The 20,760-nt window shown below is 51.2% G+C and carries 18 protein-coding genes; 12 read left to right on the top strand and 6 right to left on the bottom strand.

The genetic code is table 11. The annotated features are described in order from the left end of the window. Positions 1-169 precede the first annotated feature (169 nt). Positions 170-1,216 (bottom strand): acyltransferase family protein, encoded by a 1,047-nt coding sequence (locus PsAD5_RS13920; protein ID WP_063292552.1) that lies wholly within the window; start codon positions 1,214-1,216, stop codon positions 170-172. A gap of 237 nt (positions 1,217-1,453) precedes the next feature. On the opposite strand from PsAD5_RS13920, the gene PsAD5_RS13915 reads away from it, so the two are divergent. Then, on the top strand, positions 1,454-2,647 hold the full coding sequence (locus tag PsAD5_RS13915; protein WP_208988613.1) for a serine hydrolase: 1,194 nt from the start codon (positions 1,454-1,456) through the stop codon (positions 2,645-2,647). Between the two features lie 12 nt (positions 2,648-2,659). Here the strand turns inward: PsAD5_RS13915 and PsAD5_RS13910 are convergent, their stop codons facing one another. Next, positions 2,660-3,193, bottom strand: a complete 534-nt coding sequence (locus tag PsAD5_RS13910) for an FxsA family protein (RefSeq protein ID WP_063292551.1) — start codon at positions 3,191-3,193, stop codon at positions 2,660-2,662. Positions 3,194-3,487: 294 nt separating this feature from the next. Between PsAD5_RS13910 and PsAD5_RS13905 the strand changes: the two genes are divergently transcribed. The 7 genes from PsAD5_RS13905 to trpS all read left to right on the top strand — a co-directional run bounded on the left by PsAD5_RS13905 (position 3,488) and on the right by trpS (position 12,121). Next, positions 3,488-4,234 (top strand): Tim44/TimA family putative adaptor protein, encoded by a 747-nt coding sequence (locus PsAD5_RS13905; protein WP_057463180.1) that lies wholly within the window; start codon positions 3,488-3,490, stop codon positions 4,232-4,234. Positions 4,235-4,269: 35 nt separating this feature from the next. Next, positions 4,270-5,340, top strand: a complete 1,071-nt coding sequence (mltA, locus tag PsAD5_RS13900) for a murein transglycosylase A (protein WP_208988612.1) — start codon at positions 4,270-4,272, stop codon at positions 5,338-5,340. A 26-nt stretch (positions 5,341-5,366) separates the two neighbouring features. Next, complete coding sequence (locus PsAD5_RS13895) at positions 5,367-6,038, top strand: Smr/MutS family protein (RefSeq protein ID WP_063292550.1); 672 nt, start codon at positions 5,367-5,369, stop codon at positions 6,036-6,038. An 18-nt stretch (positions 6,039-6,056) separates the two neighbouring features. Further along, entirely contained in the window at positions 6,057-6,428 is a 372-nt protein-coding gene (locus tag PsAD5_RS13890) for a helix-turn-helix domain-containing protein (RefSeq protein WP_057463182.1), read from the top strand. 58 nt (positions 6,429-6,486) lie between these two features. Further along, positions 6,487-9,315, top strand: a complete 2,829-nt coding sequence (locus PsAD5_RS13885) for a [protein-PII] uridylyltransferase (RefSeq protein WP_063292549.1) — start codon at positions 6,487-6,489, stop codon at positions 9,313-9,315. Between the two features lie 6 nt (positions 9,316-9,321). Next, positions 9,322-10,875 (top strand): murein biosynthesis integral membrane protein MurJ, encoded by a 1,554-nt coding sequence (gene murJ / locus PsAD5_RS13880; RefSeq protein WP_063292548.1) that lies wholly within the window; start codon positions 9,322-9,324, stop codon positions 10,873-10,875. A gap of 163 nt (positions 10,876-11,038) precedes the next feature. Continuing rightward, positions 11,039-12,121, top strand: coding sequence for a tryptophan--tRNA ligase (trpS, locus tag PsAD5_RS13875; RefSeq protein ID WP_063292547.1), 1,083 nt, complete (start codon positions 11,039-11,041; stop codon positions 12,119-12,121). An 89-nt stretch (positions 12,122-12,210) separates the two neighbouring features. On the opposite strand, the gene PsAD5_RS13870 is transcribed toward trpS, so the two are convergent. After that, on the bottom strand, positions 12,211-13,185 hold the full coding sequence (locus PsAD5_RS13870; RefSeq protein WP_153041388.1) for a hypothetical protein: 975 nt from the start codon (positions 13,183-13,185) through the stop codon (positions 12,211-12,213). 541 nt (positions 13,186-13,726) lie between these two features. Here PsAD5_RS13870 and trpA point away from each other — a divergent pair. The 3 genes from trpA (at position 13,727) to PsAD5_RS13855 (ending at position 16,980) form a co-directional block, all read left to right on the top strand. Further along, on the top strand, positions 13,727-14,557 hold the full coding sequence (trpA, locus tag PsAD5_RS13865; protein ID WP_063292545.1) for a tryptophan synthase subunit alpha: 831 nt from the start codon (positions 13,727-13,729) through the stop codon (positions 14,555-14,557). 72 nt (positions 14,558-14,629) lie between these two features. Continuing rightward, the gene (gene accD, locus PsAD5_RS13860; RefSeq protein WP_063292544.1) at positions 14,630-15,550 is read left to right on the top strand and encodes an acetyl-CoA carboxylase, carboxyltransferase subunit beta; all 921 of its coding nucleotides are present in this window, start codon (positions 14,630-14,632) and stop codon (positions 15,548-15,550) included. Positions 15,551-15,654: 104 nt separating this feature from the next. Next, entirely contained in the window at positions 15,655-16,980 is a 1,326-nt protein-coding gene (locus PsAD5_RS13855; RefSeq protein ID WP_063292543.1) for a bifunctional folylpolyglutamate synthase/dihydrofolate synthase, read from the top strand. 88 nt (positions 16,981-17,068) lie between these two features. On the opposite strand, the gene cysK is transcribed toward PsAD5_RS13855, so the two are convergent. The 3 genes from cysK to dut all read right to left on the bottom strand — a co-directional run bounded on the left by cysK (position 17,069) and on the right by dut (position 19,520). Then, positions 17,069-18,034 (bottom strand): cysteine synthase A, encoded by a 966-nt coding sequence (cysK, locus tag PsAD5_RS13850; protein ID WP_063292542.1) that lies wholly within the window; start codon positions 18,032-18,034, stop codon positions 17,069-17,071. Between the two features lie 256 nt (positions 18,035-18,290). Further along, entirely contained in the window at positions 18,291-18,968 is a 678-nt protein-coding gene (locus PsAD5_RS13845) for an HAD family hydrolase (protein ID WP_063292541.1), read from the bottom strand. 93 nt (positions 18,969-19,061) lie between these two features. Beyond that, positions 19,062-19,520 carry a dUTP diphosphatase gene (gene dut / locus PsAD5_RS13840; RefSeq protein ID WP_057463191.1) on the bottom strand — a complete coding sequence of 153 codons (459 nt, stop codon included), beginning with the start codon at positions 19,518-19,520 and terminating at the stop codon, positions 19,062-19,064. 203 nt (positions 19,521-19,723) lie between these two features. Here dut and PsAD5_RS13835 point away from each other — a divergent pair, with 203 nt between their 5' ends. Continuing rightward, complete coding sequence (locus PsAD5_RS13835) at positions 19,724-20,500, top strand: DODA-type extradiol aromatic ring-opening family dioxygenase (RefSeq protein ID WP_063292540.1); 777 nt, start codon at positions 19,724-19,726, stop codon at positions 20,498-20,500. Positions 20,501-20,760 lie beyond the last annotated feature (260 nt).

Below are 20,760 nucleotides of genomic sequence, written 5' to 3'. Positions count from 1 at the left end.
TACGTTCCTTGATCTTGTCACACCGTTTGCTTCCGCAAAGCCTAAGCAAAGACCGGAAAGACCTTCTGAACCCAACCACTAAAATTGGCGCTTGCTGAACATGCAGGCAGAAAGCCCCCGAAAGCAGAGGCTTCGGGGGCTCAGGCAGATCAGCGGTTTTGTGCAGATATCAGGTTGGTGACGGTGCAGGGCTCTTGGCGCGCGGCATTTCCGCGATGTAGGCCCATGCCGGACGTTTGAACAGGAACTGGCCGTAGCCTACTTTGGTGATCAACCAGAACAGGATCATCGGTGCGATGGTTGCGGTGCACGTGACGATCAACGAGATCACGCCCGCATCCTGAATGATGCCCAGTTTGAGCAAGATTGTGCGCGAGACAGCCATGGGGAAGAAGAAGGACAGGTAGATCACGATGGAGTTTTTGCCCATATAGCGCAGCAGATCCAGAGCCTTGACCTTGGAGAGCAGCGCGGAAACGGTGATCACCGCCAATGCGCCCAAACCGCCCAAAGCAAGCGAGGCAAATGGCAGGTCGGCATAGCCGTAGCCAACGAACAGGCCGTTGACGACGGCCCAGACAAACACAAAGGCCAAGCCTTTCAGCACATTCTCGCGCACCCAATCAGCAATGACAAAGATCTTTTGCGCAAAGATGTAACCGGCGAAAAAGAACACGAAGCGAGCGGCTGTTTCGTCAATCAGCACAGAGCCGGTGTGCAACGCACTGATTTGCAGGCCTGCAGCGACCAGCAAGGTCACTTGCCATGGCACTTTTAGTGAGTGCAGCAGTTTGGTGATGACGAAGAAAACGGGCAGGGCGTAGATGAACCAGAGGGTTCCGAATGGTTGTACGAAGGCGAGCGCGTAGTGCATCAACACGCCATCCCAGCCAAACTCTGCTGCGAAGGACGGTGCTTTCATTCCAAACTGGATCGTAAGCCAGAGAATGTAGAAGTAGAAGAAATGAACGACTTTACGGTCCAGATACAGGCGCCAGTCCCGATCCAGCGTTAAGGCGAGGAATAAGCCGGAGATCATAAAAAAGTCCGGCATACGGAAGGGCTTAGCAAAGGCAACAATGTCGCCCATGAACCCCATTTCGCCAATGGCGCTTCCAACCCCAAGGGTTGAATGCATCATCACCACGAGAAAGATGCAAAAGCCTTTCGCGTAGTCGACCCAATCCACACGACTGGAGGTTTGGTGCGCCGCCATGTAATACCGCCCATAAATTGACTAATTAATTCGTGCAATCATAAGTTTTAAGGGATGCGAATACTAGCGGCATCTCTTCAACTTTAATTGTTGGTTACCGCGCCTGATTGCCAAAGGGCTACCTGAGACTTTGCAACACAGCCTGATGTTATGGCTTGTATCTTTATGACCTAAGGTAATGTTAGTTTTTATGCGCCTAGGATACATATAGTTCCACCAGATATTCTGGAGATGCAATTGCTTAGGTATTTTAAGGCGTTATGCGCTGTTGCAGTTTTAGTCATCGCTCCACAGCCCTCAAGTGCTCAGGAGGTAACAAGCCCGCCGGAGTTGCTTAAGAAAATCTGGAACGGGCCGGACTTTAATGCCGATGACTTTGCGCCCGAAGTCTACAAGAAGATCCCGAAAGAACTTCTCGTCTCCATTCTTTCACAACAACGTTCCATCTATGGTCCTGCGCTTCATGTTGAAGCGACCAAGGACCCGCACAAGTTTCTTGTTGAGACGAAATCCTACAGGATTCCAACGCTTTTGAAGCAGAATAAGACTGGTCAGCTGACGGGACTGCTGTTTCGCTTTGCGCTTGTGAAGGATGTGAAACACGAAGACCTGCTGGAACACATGAAACAGCAGACCGCGACGCAGAGCTTTTTACTGATGCAGAACGGGAAGGTGCATGCTGAGAACAACAGTGATGCACAACTGGCCGTCGGCTCAGCGTTTAAGCTTTATGTGCTGGATCAAGTGGCGCAGCGGGTCAGGGACGGAGACCTGAGCTGGCAAGATAAAGTCACGCTGGAGCAACGGCATATCTCGTATCCAGGTGGTACGATGCAAAATGAGCCAGTTGGCAAGAAGTTTGTTTTGCTGGATGTGGCACGCAATATGATTGAGATCTCAGACAACACGGCCACAGACTTGCTGATGGATCTGGTGGGGCAGGACAGTGTGATGTTGCCGGGCGAGAGTTCACCGGCTCTGACAACGCAGCAGCTGTTTCACCTGAAAGCGGATGAGCAAGCTGCAGAAGCTTATCGCCAAGCAGGGCCAGAGGAGCGGGCACGGATTCTCGCGGCCTTACCGGCCCAGTTGCCGCCAATGGACAAGGTCTCCGTGCCTTTGACAGAGGGTGTTGAGTGGTACATCTCGAACCGCGAGTTGTGCAAGATTGTGACAAAAGTGAAGGACATCAAGGGAGTTTTCGTAAATCCGGGTGTGGCCGAACCGGATAACTGGGCGTCTTATGCTTATAAGGGCGGCAGTGAGATTGGCGTGCTCAACATGACGTATGCGCTTGAAGACATCGACGGAAACAACTGGTGCTTCTCCACCACGTGGAATGCAAAGCAGGAGCTGGACGTCACTTATCTGATCGCGCTGGTCGCAACGTTGCTGGAGAGCCCTGAGGCAGTTCAGGCGGCTCTCCGTTAAACTTGGCAGGGTTTAGCGACGCTTGTCGTCGTCAGAGGACCATGGGCTGATCTGGTCCGGGTCATTGGAACGAGGACGGGAAGGGTCATCATCCTGCTCTGTATGACGGGAGGAGCTCCACTCATCTTCATTCAGGTCCACAGTGCCATCGCGGCGACGGTAACCCGGATTGACGTTGAGGTTCTGCACCTTCACGTGGCGTGCCAGATAGTTGCCAATCACCTCACGCAGTGGCGGGATGAAGAGCAGAAGGCCGATTGCGTCTGTAAAGAAGCCTGGAATCAACAGCATGAGGCCTGCAAACACGATCATCGCGCCATGCATCATCTCATGACTTGGAACCCGTCCCGAGTCCATTTCAGAACGCATGCGCATGAGCAAAGACAGCCCCTGCTGGCGCAGCATATATGTGCCGGCAGCTGCGGAAGCTACAGTCAACAGGATTGTTGGAATTGCCCCGATAACACTTCCAACCTCAATAAAGAGATAGATCTCAATGGTTGGCAGCAGAATGAAACAGGCAAGAATGATAAGTCCGAGTGGCATAGCGTCCGCGTAGGTTTAGGTTTATTTTGCTTTTTGATCACTTCTTTTTGAAGCGATCTTACTTATAGTGGGTGATCTTCACAGAATTGCAATGACTGATTTTAGCTTATACTTGCGTGGTAAGACTTTAAAAAGGCGTTGGGATGGACACGAAATAGCTGGATGTTGCTGATAGAAACCTTAAATTAGTGACAGAGCCTGTAAAAATGCGCTAGAGCACATTATCTAGATATCTAATGCATTTGATCATCGGCGCCTGGCAGCCCACGAGTAAAGGACCGGTCGGTACTCGGAATGAACGAAATATTCGACGTCTACAACATAATCTTCCTTATTGCGGCAGTTGTTATTTTCCTGCGGTTACGCTCCGTTTTGGGCAATCGCACCGGTAACGAGCGTCAACCATTTGACCCGTATTCTGCTCAGCAAAAACAAGACTCTCAAAAGACTCAGGCTCCTGAGAATGAGGACAATGTTATTCCTCTTCCAGGCAGTGAGCATGTTCAACATGACCCTGAGCGCGCAGAGCGTGAAGCTCGCGAACAGATTGAGGCTGAGATCGACAAGCTTGCCAAAAAAGGCAGTGAGTTGAATCACGGCCTGCGGGAAATCTGGAAAGCTGAGCCGTCTTTCAATCCAAAAGAGTTTGCGGAAGGTGCACGCGGCGCTTACGAAATCATTTTGATGTCGTTTGCGCAGGGTGATCGCCGCACGCTCAAAGAGCTTCTTTCTCCTGAAGTGTTCAGTGGTTTCTCTGCTGCGATTGATGACCGGGAAAGCCGCAATGAGCGTGTTGAGTCCACCTTTGTGGGCATCGACAAAGCTGACATTGTGGAAGCGGTCTTCAACGACAAAGACAAGCTTGCTGAAGTGACTGTTCGCTTCAAGGGTCAGCTGATCACCGCGACACGGGATTCTGAAAACCGCATTGTGGATGGTGACCCAACCGCAGTGAGTGACCTGACTGACATCTGGACCTTCGCTCGCGTAACTGGTGAGAACGATCCAAACTGGAAGCTGGTTGCAACTGAATCTGCATGACGTTTTCTTTCTTTCGCGACGCTATGAGTTTCATTATGGCACTCAGCGTCGCGGCGGGGATAAGTTCTGCTGCTGTAGCTGGAAACACCCTTACAAAAGACCATAGGACCATGCGAAGCGCGAAGCTCTCCGGGCCACTTGATCCCAACGAAATCGACGGATGGGCTGCAGATGATCATTCTGCGGCCCTTTCCGCATTTGTGGCTCACTGCGAGGCGAGCGAGGGCCGAACGCTGCCGACAAAGGCATTTGGCATTAGCGACGCAAAATTACGCGCTATCTGCGCAAAATCGCGCAAAATCGACGTAAATAACGCAAGTGATGCAAAAACCTTTTTAGAACAGAACTTTACGCTTCAGCGCGTAGAGGACGACGGGTTTGTGACCGGCTACTACATGCCAGAGCTGGAAGGCTCACTTGTTCGCACTGACGAGTTTGTTGTTCCCCTTCATGCCTATCCCAAAGGCCTGAAGGTGATGCCAACACGCGGCGATGTGATGGACGGTGCACTGGATGGAATGGGCCTTGAAGTGCTGTGGGTGAAAGACCCGATAGATGCATTTTTTACAGCTGTTCAGGGTTCCGCCCGTGTTCGTCTGCCCAATGGCGAATTGCGGCGCCTGGCTTTTGCAGGCAAGTCTGGTCATGAGTACACCGCGATTGGCCGTGTGCTCATAGAGCAGGGCGAAATCTCCAGAGATAACATGGGCATGGATGCGCTTCGTGCCTGGTTATCCCAAAACCCATACCAGCAGAAAGACGTGTTTCGGCACAATAAATCCTACATCTTCTTTGAGTTACAATCTGCGCAAGACACTGAGATTGCAGCCATTGGAGGGGCAGGAACAGCCCTGACGGACCTGAGATCACTGGCAATTGATGATGATCTGCACACTTATGGCAGTTTAATTTTTGTCTCTAGTGAGTTAAGGACCTACGACACATCAGGTGATCGCTTCGCCAAACTTATGGTTGCTCAGGATACCGGGTCAGCCATCAAAGGCCCCGCGCGCGGCGATATCTATGTAGGAAGTGGTGCAGAGGCAGGTGCCGTTGCCGGGAATATCCGTCACCGTGCGGAATTCTATCTCCTTGTTCCAAAATAATAAATGATCGTGGACGGATCGGATAGATGACGAATGGTGATCGCACAAAGCGAGCCAAAACAAAGCAGCTGAGCGAAGCAGACAAGCGCTTGTGGGACAGGGTGAAAGCCACTCTGACGCCTATTCATCAAGAGCGCCTTTCTGATATGCTGGAAGACACGACGCAGCTTTCCGAGCCTGATCAGTCCCTTATGCACGCTCAAAGCGCTGAGGTGTCTCAGCCTGAGCTTAAGCCGCAGTTGACCTCTCCACCGAAGCCTCAGGCCAAAAAGTCTCGCGGTTCCAAAGGGAAGACCGCGCCAGACTACAGCCCGCCCAAGCCTGTTGTTCCTGCGATGCCTCCGCTTTCACCGCTCAACAAGAAAGAGCGCAAAAAAGTTGTCCGCGGGGGCAAGGGCTATATTGATGCGCGCATCGATCTTCATGGTTTGACGCAGTATCAAGCGCATCAACGCTTAACCTCGTTCATCTATCAAGCGCAGGCCATGGGCTACTCCCTCGTGCTTGTGATCACCGGCAAGGGGCTCGACTATTCAAGCAGCCCCTATGGCGATGATCGTGGTGTGTTGCGCAGAATGGTGCCGCAGTGGCTTTCTCTTCCTGATATGCGCAGCTGTGTGGTAGGCTTCGACCAAGCTCATGTTTCGCATGGGGGCAGCGGTGCGATTTACGTTCGCATTCGTAAGCGCAAAAAATAAGGCAGGAATTTCAGTAAGATGACGCCTTTTGGAGCCAAGGTTAGAGAGCTGCGGGCTAAGCAGAAGATTACCCTGAAGGAAATGGCGGAAGCGCTTTCGGTTTCCTCTGCCTACCTGAGTGCGCTTGAACATGGCAAGCGTGGTACTCCGACCTGGTACATGGTTCAGCGCATGATCACTTATTTCAATGTGATCTGGGACGAAGCTGAAGAACTTCAAAGACTTGCGGAACTTTCCAACCCGAAAATCACCATCGATACTGGCGGCCTGACACCTCGGGCGACCGAGCTGACGAATATGCTTGCCTCGAAGATCAATGGACTCTCAGAGGAATCCCTGGAGCACCTCATTCATCAACTAAGAGTGGTTAGCTCTCGCGACAATATCTAGTCTAAGCCGACAAAGCTCTGTAAAGTCAGTCTGCTGACTTTTGAAGTGGACTGCTGATATGACGCCTGAAGAACTCAAAGTAGATCAACTGGTTGATCCCCAATCCCTTCTCAACGAACTCAAAGAGCTGGTTGAGAAGCACGATGGCGACGGCAACAGCTTTAAGCTGCGCAGCGATGTTTTGACAAAGCTGAAAGCCACGCACAAAGCAGCCTTTAAAGAAATTGAAAAGCTCCTGATGGAAGACGGGCAGGGCCGGCGATGTTCCGAGCGCTTGTCTTGCGTGCAGGATATGCTCATTCAGGTGATCTATGAGTTCGCGGTTACTTATGTTTATCCCGTTGAAAATCCAACAAAATCCGAGCGTATCAGCATCATAGCTGTTGGTGGTTATGGGCGCGGAACGATGGCGCCGCACTCTGACGTGGATCTGCTGTTTCTCTGGCCATATAAGCAAACGCCCTGGGGTGATCAGGTTGTTGAGTTCATCCTCTACATGCTTTGGGACATGGGCCTGAAGGTCGGTCATTCCACGCGCAATCTTGATGAGACGATCAAGCAGTGCCGCGAAGATATGACCGTTCGCACAGCTGTTTTGGAAGCACGATATGTTTGGGGTGATCTTGAGCTTTTCCAAGAGCTTACCAAGCGCTTTGACAAGGAAATTGTTTCCGGTACAGGGCCGGATTTCATCGCTGCCAAACTTGCTGAACGAGATGATCGTCATGAACGCCATGGCGCGTCCCGCTACCTTGTTGAACCCAATGTCAAAGAAGGCAAAGGCGGGATGCGTGATCTGAACACGCTGTTCTGGATCGCCAAATATTTTTATCGCGTTCCCAGTGGCTTAGGGCTGGTTGAAAAGGGTGTCTTCTCGCGGCGTGTATTGAATCGGTTCCGAAAGAGTCAGGATTTTCTCTGGGCTGTCCGCTGTCATCTGCATTTTCTAACAAACCGTCCTGAAGAACGCTTGAGCTTTGATGTTCAACGGGAAATTGCTGACCGTCTCGGTTACATGGACCATCCCGGCATGCGGGCTGTTGAGCGGTTCATGAAGCACTACTTCCTTGTTGCGAAGGATGTTGGTGATCTGACACGCATTTTTGCGGCGGCTCTTGAAGAGCAGCATGTGAAGTCCGCCCCAAGCATTTCGCGGTTCCTTGGCAGTTTTGTTCCGGGAAGCAAGCACAAGCGGCGATCTATCAAAGGAACCAAGGACTTCCTTGTCGAGAACGGGCGCATTATTGCGGCGAAGCCGGATGTCTTTGAGAAAGATCCGGTCAATGTGATCCGTGTGTTTTATCTGATCGACAAAACCAATTTGGATATGCACCCAGAATTGCTGAAACTGGTTCGTCGATCCAGACGGCTGATCAATGCGGAATTCCGCAAGAATGAACAAGCGAATCGGCTGTTCCTGAAGGTCCTGACAAGCCGCAGTGATCCGGAAACTGTTTTGCGTGCGATGAACGAGTCGTCCATCCTTGGCCAGTTCCTGCCGGAGTTCCGGAAGGTCGTCGCCATGATGCAGTTCAACATGTATCATCACTACACTGTCGACGAACATCTCATCCGATCAGTTGGCGTTCTTTCTGAAATTGAGCGCGGGATGGGTGGTGATAGCCATCCATTAGCAACCGATCTGATCAAGTCGGTTCACAGCCGGAAAGTCCTTTATGTTGCAATGCTTTTGCATGATGTGGCGAAGGGACGGCCAGAGGATCATTCTATTGCAGGCGCCAAGATTGCGCGGAAGATTTGCCCACGTCTTGGCCTTTCTCCAGCAGAGACTGATACGGTCGCCTGGCTCATCGAGCAGCATCTGGAAATGAGCACTGTTGCACAGTCTCGCGACTTGAGTGATCCGAAAACCATCAAGGATTTCTGCCGTAAAGTGCAGAGTCTGGAGCGTTTGCAGCTCCTGTTGATTTTGACGGTTGCGGACATTCGGGCAGTGGGTCCGAATGTGTTTAATGGCTGGAAAGGGCAGTTGCTGCGCACACTCTATTATGAGAGCGAGACGATCCTCAGCGGTGGTCATGGCCGTATGAGCCAGCAGCAACGTGTTGACCATGCGAAGCAAGAGCTGGCCGAAGAGCTGGTAGGCTGGACTGATGAGGAGCTGGATAATTACCTCAATCGCCACTATCCGGCCTATTGGCTGCGCGTTGATCTAAAGAGCAAGATCAACCATGCGAACTTAATCCGCAAAACGGACAAGGAAGAGGAGCATCTGGCGACCTCTGTGGAGCCTCATGCTTTTGAGGGCGTTACAGAAATCACCGTTCTAGCACCGGATCATCCAAGATTACTCTCCACAATTGCACGAGCTTGTTTTGCGGCAGGTGGAAACATTGTGGACGCACACATCGACACCACAAAAGATGGTCTCGCGCTGGATACGATCTACATCAGCCGTGAGTTACCTGAGGACGATGACGAGCATCGTCGCGGGGAGCGGATTTGCTGTTTGATTAAAGAAGCACTGCGCGGCACGGCACCTGTTCCTGAAGTGAAGGGTGCAGCGACAAAGCCGAATGCTCGTAACAAGGCGTTTACGCTGCAAACAACTGTTTTAGTTAGCAATTCATGGTCAGAAAACTATACGGTTCTTGAAGTGACCGGACTTGACCGACCGGGTTTACTTTCTGATTTAACCACCGAGATCTCGGCTCTCAACCTGAATATTGCGAGTGCTCATGTTGGGACTTTTGGGGAGAAAGCGGTCGATGTATTTTACGTGACCGATCTGACTGGCCAGAAAGTTCACAATGTGGGGCGTCAGGAATCTATTCGCGATAGACTCAAAAATGCCTTTGACGGTAAAAAGCCACAAAAAGCGCCTACGAGCTCACGCCGTAAACCTCAAAAACATACAGGTAAGTAATTTTATATGAGCCTTTTCAAGAGCTTCGCCACGGTTGGTGGTGCAACAATGCTAAGCCGTCTCTGCGGGTTTGGGCGAGATGTGATGCTGGCTGCCTTTGTAGGCACTGGTCCTGTTGCAGATGCTTTTGTTGTGGCTTTCCGCTTACCAAACCTGTTCCGCAGATTGTTTGCGGAAGGTGCATTTAACTCAGCTTTCGTACCGTTGTTTGCCCGCTCTGTTGAGGAAGATGGAGAGCAGGGCGCACAAAAATTTGCTGGTGAGATTGCGGCAGCTTTGTTCTGGACGCTGGTGGTTATCCTCGCTCTGGCAGAGGTTTTCATGCCTTTGCTCGTACATGTGCTGGCGCCGGGTTATTTCTCTGACCCCGCAAAATTCGACCTCACAGTCCTCATGTCACGCATTGCATTTCCGTATTTGCTGTTCATGTCCTTGCTCGCGTTCTTAAGCGGAATTCTCAATACATTTCAGAAGTTTCTGGCCGCAGCCATGGCACCGGTCATGCTCAATGTTGTGATGATGGCTGTGCTCGCAGGCATTGGTTTTTATGGTATGGAGCCCAACCAGACGACCGGGGTCCTGCTGGTTTCTGGTGTTGCTGTTGCAGGTGTCGTTCAGCTCGCTGTCGTTGCCATTGGCATGAAGCGGCTTGGGTTTCGTGTTCCTATCATGCGCCCCCGATGGACGCCGGGCGTAAAGCGCTTGCTGGTTTTGGGTGTTCCCGGTGTGATTGCCGGGGGGATTACACAGATCAACATCACGGTTGGCACTATCATCGCATCGCTGGAAAGTAGTGCGAATTCATACCTTTACTATGCTGACAGGATATACCAGCTGCCGCTTGGTGTGGTGGGTATCGCGATTGGTGTTGTGCTTTTGCCAAGCCTGACACGGCAGTTGCGCTCTGGTCAGGAAGAGCTGGTTCATCATACACAGAACCGTTCCATGGAGTTCGCTCTTGCACTTACTCTTCCTGCAGCAGTCGCGCTCGTGATCATTCCGGACACCGTGATTTCTGTGCTGTTCCAACGCGGTCAGTTTACGGATGCTGCTGTTGAGCAGACTGCTTTGGCTTTGATGGCATTTGCCGTTGGTTTGCCTGCGTTTGTGCTGAATAAGGTGCTGTCCCCTGGCTTCTTTGCGCGGGAAGATACCAAGACCCCGATGTACTTTGCCGCCGTTGCTATGGTGGTGAACGTAGCGCTCTCAATCTTGTTGTTCCCCACCTTCAAACACGTGGGCATCGCGATTGGGACGACTGCTGCGGGTTGGGTCAACTCGGCGCTGCTGGCCTTTGTGCTGTGGCGGCGTGGTCATTTTGTTGTCGACGCAGCATTGCTGAAACGAATTCCACTATTGGGCTTTGCCAGCGCTTTGATGGGTGTTGTCGTCTATGGTGGGACGCTTGTTCTGGAGCCGCTTTCAACCTCCAATCTGTTCGTTGTACGCGCCAGCGAGCTGGTCCTTCTTGTCACCATTGGCCTGATTTCCTTTGGGATTTTGGTTCAGCTTACCGGGACCGTGGATTTTCGCGCACAACTGCAGAAATTGCGGCGATAAAGGCTTTCTCACTCTGCAAATCACTTGCACATACGAAAAAGCGCAGTCATAACCACCGGGCTTAATCTGCGCGGGCTGTTCTAGTTTGTTTGTCACCCATTCAATCTATGCTCGCGCAACCCACTGGCCCTTCCAACAGGCCCAAGCCTAGGGATACTTTACAATGACGGCGTTTCAGCCTCGCGTTTTCTCCGGTGTCCAACCAACCGGAAACCTCCACCTTGGTAACTACCTCGGTGCTATTGTCCGCTTTGTTCCGCTTCAGGACCAGATGCCGACCATCTTCTCCATCGTTGACATGCATGCGATCACAGTCTGGCAGGACCCTGCCGAGCTGACGCAGCAGACCCGTGAAGTAACAGCAGCTTACCTCGCAGCCGGTGTTGATCCGAAGAAGTCGATCATCTTCAACCAGAGCCAGGTGAAAGAACATGCTGAACTGGCATGGATTTTCAACTGTATCGCCCGCATGGGCTGGCTGAAGCGCATGACTCAGTTCAAGGACAAAGCAGGAAAGAACGCAGAAAACGCTTCTGTTGGTCTGTTTGCTTATCCTAACCTGATGGCAGCAGACATTCTGGCTTACCGCGCAACCCACGTTCCGGTTGGCGATGACCAGAAGCAGCACCTTGAGCTGACACGCGATATTGCGCAGAAGTTCAACAATGATTTTGCTGATCGCATCAAAGAGCTGGGTCTTGGAGTTCCAAACCCTGAGCCATCTCATGAAGCACCGGATGAGCTTTACTTCCCAGTCACCGAGCCAATGATCACTGGTCCTGCGACCCGTATCATGAGCCTGCGTGACGGCAACAAGAAGATGTCCAAGTCTGATCCGTCTGATCTTTCCCGCATCAACCTGACTGATGATCAGGACACGATTGCGAAGAAAATCAGAAAAGCGAAGACAGACCCTGAGGCTCTTCCAAGTGAAGTTGATGGACTGGAAGGCCGTGCGGAAGCTGACAACCTTGTTGGCATTTATGCTGCTCTTGCTGGAAAGTCCAAAGCAGAGGTTCTGGGCGAGTTCGGCGGTCAGCAGTTCTCAGCATTCAAGCCTGCTCTTTCTGAGCTGGCTGTTGAGAAACTGGCACCAATGAACGGTGAAATGCGTCGGATCATGGACGATCCTGCAAGTGTTGATGCCGTTCTGCGTGATGGTGCTGAACGTGCTGCTGAGATTGCAGAACCAGTGCTGCATGATGTACGCCGCATTATTGGCTTTTTGGAAAGCCGTCGCAACTAATTTGCTTTTAGTTTCAAGACTGAGAAAGCCGCAGATAATCTGCGGCTTTTTTGTTTTCCGGAGTATTGCGGCTGCTTTTACTGGCGCACTCACTCATCCTTTAAAAAGGGCGACACGCGCGCTTGCGCTGCCTCGTTGGCCGCAACGATGTGTTTGAGCAACAAGGCATCCACCGTATGTGCCATAACCACACAGCGCCGGTCCATTTGTGGGAAGTCATCGCACACGGGTGACTTGAACAGAGTAGGGTTCTGTTGAACCAGCCCCAGCATGTCCTGAAGATCCTGAATACTATAACGCGCGTGAAGAACCTTTATAAACTGCTCTTTGAAGCCAGTGTTATCGGCCGTGATGCGCTGAGCCAGTTCTGCCCGCGTAACTTTACAGGCCTGCTCTGTCATGCGGACTCCACAAGTCATCATACGCGGTTGCTGTTGAAGGTAATCCGATATTGGACCGTGCATGTCTTCCCAATTGTCGAACTGATAGCCCTCGAAAAGTTGAGACATCATTTTTACCTGCTTCTCTCTGTCAGGAGGCAAAGGGTGAGCAAATCGGAAAGTGGCGGAGGGATCTTTTGCATCAAGTTGGCCGGTGATGAGATCAGTGAGTGGAACCGATGTTACTGATTGCGTTGTGTCTGCAATCTTGTTTCCAGAAGCATTGATAAGCGCAGGGCCGCTAAGGATTACGGTCAGATTGCGCTCAGCAAGAGCTTGAGACAGCACAGCTTTCTCAAGAAAAGTGGCTTTGGTCAGGACTGTAGTTCCAGAATCGGCATTATTGAAATCCGACACCTTCAAGACCACTTGTAAGCTCGTATCATCCACCCGAGTTAACTGGAGAACGGATGGCCCCATGGATGTAGGGGGCGAAGGGGTTTCCTGCTCTGGTAAGAGCAAATCAGATAAACTCTGTTCAACGGTATTGCTGCAGAACACAAACCCGTTTTCCCGCTTTACCTCGCCGTTATCACAAAAGGCCACCACAGGAACCGGACCTGAGTTTTGCTTCTTTTTTTCCTGCATACGGGCATAGGTAGCCTCTGTCATCTTGTAGGTCATGCGCTGTGTGACAGAACCATCCTCAGCAAAATCATAGTGCAACTCAATATCTACGCAGGCGGAAAGAACCACCGCCAAACACATAAAAACTATCGCCTTCCATCCTCGCATCTCTTACCCCAAAACTAATCTCATAAAAAAATACGCCGGAACCAAAGCAGAGGGTTGTCATATGAGCCACACAACTATGGTCTAAGGGGGGATTGAATTGATTATTGATATGGCTGTTTATCGCGTTTCGATGCTTAAAACTGGTTCTACTACAGATCTAAAAATACAGTGCTTATTGCCGCTTAGTGGGTCGAGTTCACCATATGCTCACGATCAGAGCAGGCAATATTATATTTGACGTAATGGTCAATCTGAGACCTTGAGAGTCTTTATCGCTGGATATTCTCTGGAGCTGTTGTCTATTTCTTATAAAATTCGCCAGAAACGCATTCAATTTGCGCTGTGTTTATTGACAGAGGGCTAGTTGCACCCCTACATCCTTGCTGATTGATTGGTCGGGCTTGCCCCAATACATCAGATGGTCGGATGAATGATTGAAACTCGTATTGATCGACGCTTTGCTAAGCTGAAGGCTGAAGGACGTCCTGCGCTCGTAACTTTTATTACGGCCGGAGACCCGGACCTCGCCACTTCACAAGCTATTCTGGAAGCACTTCCAGAAGCGGGTAGTGATGTTATTGAGCTTGGCATGCCGTTTTCTGACCCAATGGCTGAAGGTGTTCCAATCCAGCTGGCGACTCAGCGCTCTTTGGCGCATGGTCACACGATGGACAAAACGCTTCAGATGGTGCGTGAGTTCCGTAAAAAGGACAATGACACTCCAATCGTTCTGATGGGTTACTACAACCCGATCTTTGTACGTGGCAGCGCTGCTTTTGTGAAAGAAGCACGTGAAGCTGGCGTTGATGGTCTTATTGTTGTTGATGTGCCTGCGGAAGCAGATGACGAACTTTGCATTCCGGCAATTGAGGGTGGTGTAAACTTTATCCGCCTGACCACACCAACAACTGATGACAAACGCCTTCCAACTGTTCTGGCGAATACATCAGGTTTTGTTTACTACGTATCCGTAACTGGTGTAACCGGATCTGCCGCTGCAGACACCACTGCTGTTGCTAAGGCAGTTACACGAATTAAATCCCACACTGAGCTTCCTGTTGCTGTTGGCTTTGGCATTAAAACCGCTGAACAAGCAGAAGAAATTGGCAAGCATGCCGACGGTGTGGTGGTTGGCTCTATTCTTGTTGAGGCGATTAGAACAAGCCTTGACGACAATGGTAAAGCCACAAATCAGACACAAGCTGCTGTTACCGAAGTTGTGCGCTCACTACGTGTGGGTGTAGAAAAAGCTCGGAAATAAGTATTGCTTTACGTATGGCCCGTTTAATGGCCATTAAAAATTGAAAACGAAATTAAAGACAGGCGGCAGCCCGTGAACTGGATTAACAACGTCGTACGGCCGAAAATCCGCAGCTTTCTCGAAAAGCGCGAAATTCCGGAAAACCTTTGGATCAAGTGCCCTGAAACTGGCGAGATGGTCTTCCATCGCGATTTGGAGGCAAACCAGTGGGTTGTACCAAACTCCAACTTTCATATGCGCCTCTCCAGCAAGAAGCGTTTGGAGTATTTCTTTGACCAGGGTGAATACACCAGCATCGAGACTCCGGAAGTTGCTGTCGACCCACTGAAATTCCGCGACCAGCGCAAGTATGTTGATCGCCTGAAAGATGCCAAAGCCAAAACCGAGATGACCGACTCTGTCGTTGTCGCCAGCGGTAAGGTGAATGGCTACGACATGACCACTGCTGTTCAGGATTTCGCCTTCATGGGCGGTTCTCTTGGCATGGCAGCTGGTGAAGCGATCATCCGCGGTATGGAACATGCCGTTGAGCACAAAACACCTTTCGTCATGTTTGCCGCTTCCGGCGGTGCACGCATGCAGGAAGGCATCCTCTCGCTGATGCAGCTGCCACGGACTACTGTAACCGTACAGATGCTTCGTGAAGCAGGCCTGCCTTACATTGTGGTGCTGACCAACCCGACGACCGGTGGCGTAACAGCCTCCTACGCGATGCTGGGCGATGTTCACATTGCTGAGCCTAACGCTTTGATCGGCTTTGCTGGACAGCGCGTGATTGAGCAGACTATTCGCGAGAAGCTTCCTGAAGGCTTCCAGCGTTCTGAGTATCTGCGTGATCACGGTATGGTCGACATGGTTGTGCATCGTCACGAGCTGAAAGAAACCATTTCCAACCTGTGTAACCTGCTGATGAAGCGTGAAGCTCAGCTGCCAGTGCTTGAAGAAAAGCCTGTAGAACCAGAGGCTAGCACTGAGGTTGCTGCAACCCAATAAGCCTTTACGGCTCACGGAGTTGCGATTTGCTTTAAAAAGTCCGGCATACCGTGCCGGGCTTTTTCTTTATTCAGATGCCCAGCAGATTTGAAGGTGGATAGCCAATGAACAAGATCAAAGCCGCCCTTGATCGTTTGATGAAACTTCATCCCGATGAGATTGATCTGTCCTTAGACCGTATGCATCGGGTCATGAAGGCGCTGGGGAGCCCTGAGACACGCATTCCGCCAGTCTTCCATATAGCGGGGACCAATGGCAAAGGCTCTACTGGCGCCTCTATCAGGGCGCTTCTGGAGGCACAGGGGAAAACCGTTCATGTGTATTCCTCACCGCATCTGGTTCGCTTCAACGAGCGCATTCGGCTGGGTGGTACAGGTCGCTTTGTTGAAGATGATGCATTGCTTGAAGCGATTGAGCAGGTTGAGAAAGCCAATGATGGTCATGAGCTGACGTTTTTTGAGGCGACAACGGCTGTTGCGTTCTACCTGTTTGCCAAAAATCCTGCTGATTACCTTGTTTTGGAAGTTGGGCTTGGTGGTGTTCTGGATGCCACCAACGTTGTTGAGAAGCCGCTGGTGAGTGTGATTACGCCGATCTCAAAAGACCACGAGAATTTCCTGGGTGATAGCCTTGAAGGCATTGCGCTGGAGAAGGCTGGGATAATTAAGCCGGGTTGTCCTGTTGTTGTGGGACCGCAAGCGGATGCCGTGTGGGATGTGATTGAGAACAAAGCCGGGCGGGAGCGCGCGCCGATCTGGTTCCAGGGACAAGAGTTTTCTGCCTGGGAAGAGGGCGGGCGGCTTGTTTATCAGGATGAGTTTGGCTTGCTGGACCTTTCACCGCCAAAGCTTGCTGGATTCCATCAGATGTCCAACTCCGGTCTTGCATTGGCTGCGTTGCGGGCGGCGGGACTGCTTGAGAGCGAAGAGGCGCGGGTTGCTTGCGATAAAGCGCTGCGCTCCATCAACTGGCCAGCACGGATGCAGCCTCTTTATGAAGGTAAGCTCTTTGACGAGCTGCCAGAAAGCAGTGAAATCTGGGTTGATGGCGGGCATAATCCCGGCGCCGCAAAGGTGATTGCTTCTTTTCTCGCGGATTTGACGGATAAAGCGTCCCGTCCGACCTATCTGGTCATGGGCATGATGAACACGAAAGATCCAGAAGGGTTCTTTGAGCAGTTTGAAGGGCTGGCGAAGCATGTCATCTGCGTGCCGTTGACCACCACAAGCGCAGGGCGGTCTCCGATTGAACTTGCCGAGATTGCACAGGCCGCAGGTCTTTCGGCATCGGCTCATGGCACCATGGACAGAGCAATTGCGGAGATCAGACGACGTGCGCAGGATGAAGACGAAGCACCACGTATTCTGTTTAGCGGCTCACTTTACTTAGCTGGCGAAATTCTTGACAGAAATGGCACACCGCCTGAGTAAACAAGGTTCGATTCAGACTCGAAATGATCGGTAGACACAAAAAAGGGAGGCAATTGCCTCCCTTAATTCGTTTCAAGTCTCGCTGGGATCAGGCATCCAGACCTTCGAAAAGAGCTGTTGAGAGATAGCGCTCCGCAAAGCTTGGGATGATGATGACAATGTTTTTGCCTGCCATTTCATCACGCTTGCCAACTTCGATCGCAGCTTTTAGCGCCGCACCGGAAGAGATACCGACCGGAACGCCTTCTGTTTTCGCCACTTCACGAGACAGCGCAAACGAGTCCTCATTGGAAACGGTGACCACTTCATCATAAACAGCGGTATCCAGAACGCCCGGCACGAAGCCAGCGCCGATGCCCTGAATTTTGTGCGGACCAGGCTGACCGCCGGACAAAAGCGGGCTGTCAGCTGGCTCAACAGCGACCACGTGAAGGGCTGGATTGCGCTCTTTCAACACCTGAGAAGTGCCCGTGATGGTGCCGCCGGTGCCGATGCCGGATACGAATACATCAACGTTTCCGTCGGTATCGTTCCAGATTTCTTCAGCAGTGGTTTTGCGGTGGATCTCAGGGTTGGCCGGATTTTCGAACTGCTGCGGAATAACAGCATCTGGAATCTCCGCCAGAAGCTCTTCTGCGCGTGCGACAGCACCCTTCATGCCCTTTGGACCTTCAGTCAGGTCAATCTCAGCGCCCAGAAGCTTCAACATCTTACGGCGTTCGATGGACATGGTCTCTGGCATTACGAGGATCAGGCGGTAGCCTTTTGCAGCTGCGACGAAGGCCAGCGCGATGCCTGTGTTGCCGGAGGTTGGCTCGATCAGAGTGGTTTTGCCCGGAATGATCTTGCCCGCTGCTTCCATTGCCTCAACCATTGCGACACCGATACGGTCTTTCACGCTGGAAATCGGGTTGAAGAACTCGAGTTTGGCAAGCAGGTTGCCTTTTACGCCGTGAGCCTTTGCCAAACGGTCCAGACGTACGATTGGTGTGTTTCCGATAGTCTCAGTGATGGAAGAGTAAATTTTTCCACGACCCGGCTTGGAAGTGCTCATCGAAATCCCCTTTATGCAATTTACTTGTGAGTTTGAGCCCTGTCTCGGCGGAAGAATCCCGAGCTGCAGCCTCATTAAATTTCTGAATGAAATGTAGGAAGTGTAACGAGGGTTTTCGAGGTTTCAAAAACCCCGAATACTATAGGATATAGAAACGTGATGCAAAATACTGCAGTAACATAGAATTAGATTCTAGCTGAGAGACGATTTAGTATGGTCTTTTGCAAAAAAGACCATTTCCTCGAAAATAGATGAACTACGCGGTGGTTTGATCCAGCGCTTCAAGACCCAACAGGGCAGGCAGGTCTGACATGTGGCCGAAGGTGATAGCGCCAAGAGATTTGGCCTGCTCGATGTCTGCATTTACATCGCCCGTGTAGTTGAAGACGCGCATTCCTGCGGCTTTTGCGGCTTTGATGCCAGCGATACTGTCTTCAATTACAACGCATTGCTCTGGCTTAAAGCCCATGCCTTTGGCTGCGTAGAGGAAGATATCCGGCGCTGGTTTGCCCATTTTGCAATCCTGCGCAGAATAAAGCACGTCCTTGAAGGTTTCCCAAAGGCCTGCAGAGCCAAGTGTCATCTGCATCTTTTCATAGCGACCTGAGGAGCCAACGCAGAATGGAATGCCTTCTGCTTTCAGATGAGCAACAACATCCAGAATACCCGGAATTGGCTCAATACCAGCTTCAAACGCGACCAGATCAGCCTGGCGAACCTGTGCAGCCCAGTCATCAGGAAGCTTTTTGCCGCTGAGGCGCTCGGCTTCTTCCTTAATGGTGTCCATTGCGGTGCCGGTGAAGCGGTGGTGACATTCCAAAGGCGAGAAATCGAGGCCGATTTTCTTCATGAAGTCAGAAAGGACTTCATTCGCTATGGTTTCGGTGTCGACAAGAATGCCATCACAATCGAAAATCACCAGTTCCGGCTTCATAATTCTTCCTTGTATTCCTCGGAGCCTCTCGCCTTCATGGGAGTTGACGCGAGATGCTCCAGTTTTCTTCCAGCGTATCCTTTGAAGATGCGCTTAAACGCCAGAGGAGCCAAACCCGCCTTCACCACGTTCGGTGGTTTCAAGCTCTTTGACTTCTTCGATCTGCACTTGCGTGACAGGGGCCACCACCATTTGAGCGATGCGCATTCCGCGTTCAATCACAAAGGAGTCTTCCCCCAGATTGATCAGGATGACTTTCACTTCGCCGCGATAATCAGCATCAACCGTACCTGGTGTGTTGAGGACCGTCACACCGTGTTTAGCGGCCAGACCTGAACGTGGACGAACCTGCCCCTCATGACCAGATGGCAGAGCAAGTGAAAGGCCCGTTGGCACCATCGCCCGCTGTCCGGGCTTCAACTCGATCGCATCTGTATTTGCTGCCTGCAAATCCAAACCAGCAGCCTCCGCACTTTGATAAGCAGGAAGCTCTAATCCTTCGCTGTGGGGAAGGCGCGTAATTTTTAGTTTTGGTGTCATGAAGAGGCCCATTGATAAGAGGCGTCTTTTCTAACAGGAGTTTGCAATTTCTTCCAGTAGGCGCATGAAATTCGATCAAGGTCCTTATCCCAGGATAAGGTCACTTTCAGTGAACAGTCCTATCAACTTTACTGAGATTGGTCGCAATTCACTAATGTAATACACTGTTGAGAATAAGGAATTCATCAACAAACCGAAACAAAAAAGCGTTTCACATGAAACAATCACCTCTCTTTTTGCCCCATGGAACACCAGATCTCGCAATAAGACTTGAGCTGGAAGCTCACCAGTTCCTCAAAAACCTTTGTGTTTCAGAGGTTAAGCCCAATGCCATCGTGATCATTTCGCCTCACTGGCAAACAGAGCGGCTTGTCATCACCTCAGCAGGTCCGTTGAAGACCATCCATGATTTTCGCGGCTTCTCGCCGAAACTCTATGACATGCAATACGCTACGGATGCCCCAAGCTGGCTGGTTACTCGCACACACGACGCCATTACGCGCTATGGCCTGACCGTTTGCGAAGATAATTCATGGGGTTTGGACCACGGTGCCTGGGTTCCTTTGTCACTGGCTTTTCCTGATGCGGATATTCCAGTGGTTCAGGTGTCTTTGCCCTATGCCTATGGAAGCGAAGAGAGCTTTAACCTAGGGCGTGCTTTAGCTCCGCTGGCGGAAGAGGGTATCCTTGTTATCGGCAGTGGTGGGCTGACGCATAATTTTTCTGAAGTCAGCGGCAATGGTGTCACGCCAGACTGGGCATTGGAGTTTGACCACTGGATTACCGAGCTTGCGGAACAAGGGGAGACCTGCGCACTGCTCTCTTCCGGCAATCACAAGTACTACAAAAAAGCACTTCCAACTGATGAACACTTCCTTCCGCTTCTGGTGGCATATGGAGCTGCAGGTGAGCATGCTTATGGCGAAAAGCTGCATGAGAGCTTCACTTACCGCTCCATCAGCATGAGTGCGTTCCGGTTTCGTAACAGGTAGCCACCAAGAGACTGCATCAGTTAAACTCCCTCGGTGCCGTCCTAGCTTTTTAGCTGGGATCCATAACCGATTGCTTTTTCACGAAGGCGTTCGGTCAATTTCTGACACTGGGGTTATAGATCCCGGGTCTTCGTGTTTGTCCCGGAGAGATGGTTGACGTTTGTTCGGGGACATGGGTGACGGTCATGTTATGATGTTAAGTCGATTTTTGCGACTGTGTTTGCTGCAAAACATACGTTGAAGATCTCAGGTTTGTCTGA

This window comes from Pseudovibrio sp. Ad5 (assembly GCF_001623095.1).
Taxonomy (GTDB): domain Bacteria; phylum Pseudomonadota; class Alphaproteobacteria; order Rhizobiales; family Stappiaceae; genus Pseudovibrio.
This window is presented reverse-complemented; position numbering and strand designations above follow the sequence as displayed.

Coding starts and splice junctions, on each gene's coding strand:
- PsAD5_RS13920 (WP_063292552.1), bottom strand. CDS start 1,216: ATGGCGGCGCACCAAACCTCCAGTCGTGTGGATTGGGTCGACTACGCG.
- PsAD5_RS13910 (WP_063292551.1), bottom strand. CDS start 3,193: ATGCCACTCGGACTTATCATTCTTGCCTGTTTCATTCTGCTGCCAACC.
- PsAD5_RS13905 (WP_057463180.1), top strand. CDS start 3,488: ATGAACGAAATATTCGACGTCTACAACATAATCTTCCTTATTGCGGCA.
- mltA (WP_208988612.1), top strand. CDS start 4,270: ATGGCACTCAGCGTCGCGGCGGGGATAAGTTCTGCTGCTGTAGCTGGA.
- PsAD5_RS13895 (WP_063292550.1), top strand. CDS start 5,367: ATGACGAATGGTGATCGCACAAAGCGAGCCAAAACAAAGCAGCTGAGC.
- PsAD5_RS13890 (WP_057463182.1), top strand. CDS start 6,057: ATGACGCCTTTTGGAGCCAAGGTTAGAGAGCTGCGGGCTAAGCAGAAG.
- PsAD5_RS13885 (WP_063292549.1), top strand. CDS start 6,487: ATGACGCCTGAAGAACTCAAAGTAGATCAACTGGTTGATCCCCAATCC.
- murJ (WP_063292548.1), top strand. CDS start 9,322: ATGAGCCTTTTCAAGAGCTTCGCCACGGTTGGTGGTGCAACAATGCTA.
- trpS (WP_063292547.1), top strand. CDS start 11,039: ATGACGGCGTTTCAGCCTCGCGTTTTCTCCGGTGTCCAACCAACCGGA.
- PsAD5_RS13870 (WP_153041388.1), bottom strand. CDS start 13,185: ATGACCTACAAGATGACAGAGGCTACCTATGCCCGTATGCAGGAAAAA.
- trpA (WP_063292545.1), top strand. CDS start 13,727: ATGATTGAAACTCGTATTGATCGACGCTTTGCTAAGCTGAAGGCTGAA.
- PsAD5_RS13855 (WP_063292543.1), top strand. CDS start 15,655: ATGAACAAGATCAAAGCCGCCCTTGATCGTTTGATGAAACTTCATCCC.
- cysK (WP_063292542.1), bottom strand. CDS start 18,034: ATGAGCACTTCCAAGCCGGGTCGTGGAAAAATTTACTCTTCCATCACT.
- PsAD5_RS13845 (WP_063292541.1), bottom strand. CDS start 18,968: ATGAAGCCGGAACTGGTGATTTTCGATTGTGATGGCATTCTTGTCGAC.
- dut (WP_057463191.1), bottom strand. CDS start 19,520: ATGGGCCTCTTCATGACACCAAAACTAAAAATTACGCGCCTTCCCCAC.
- PsAD5_RS13835 (WP_063292540.1), top strand. CDS start 19,724: ATGAAACAATCACCTCTCTTTTTGCCCCATGGAACACCAGATCTCGCA.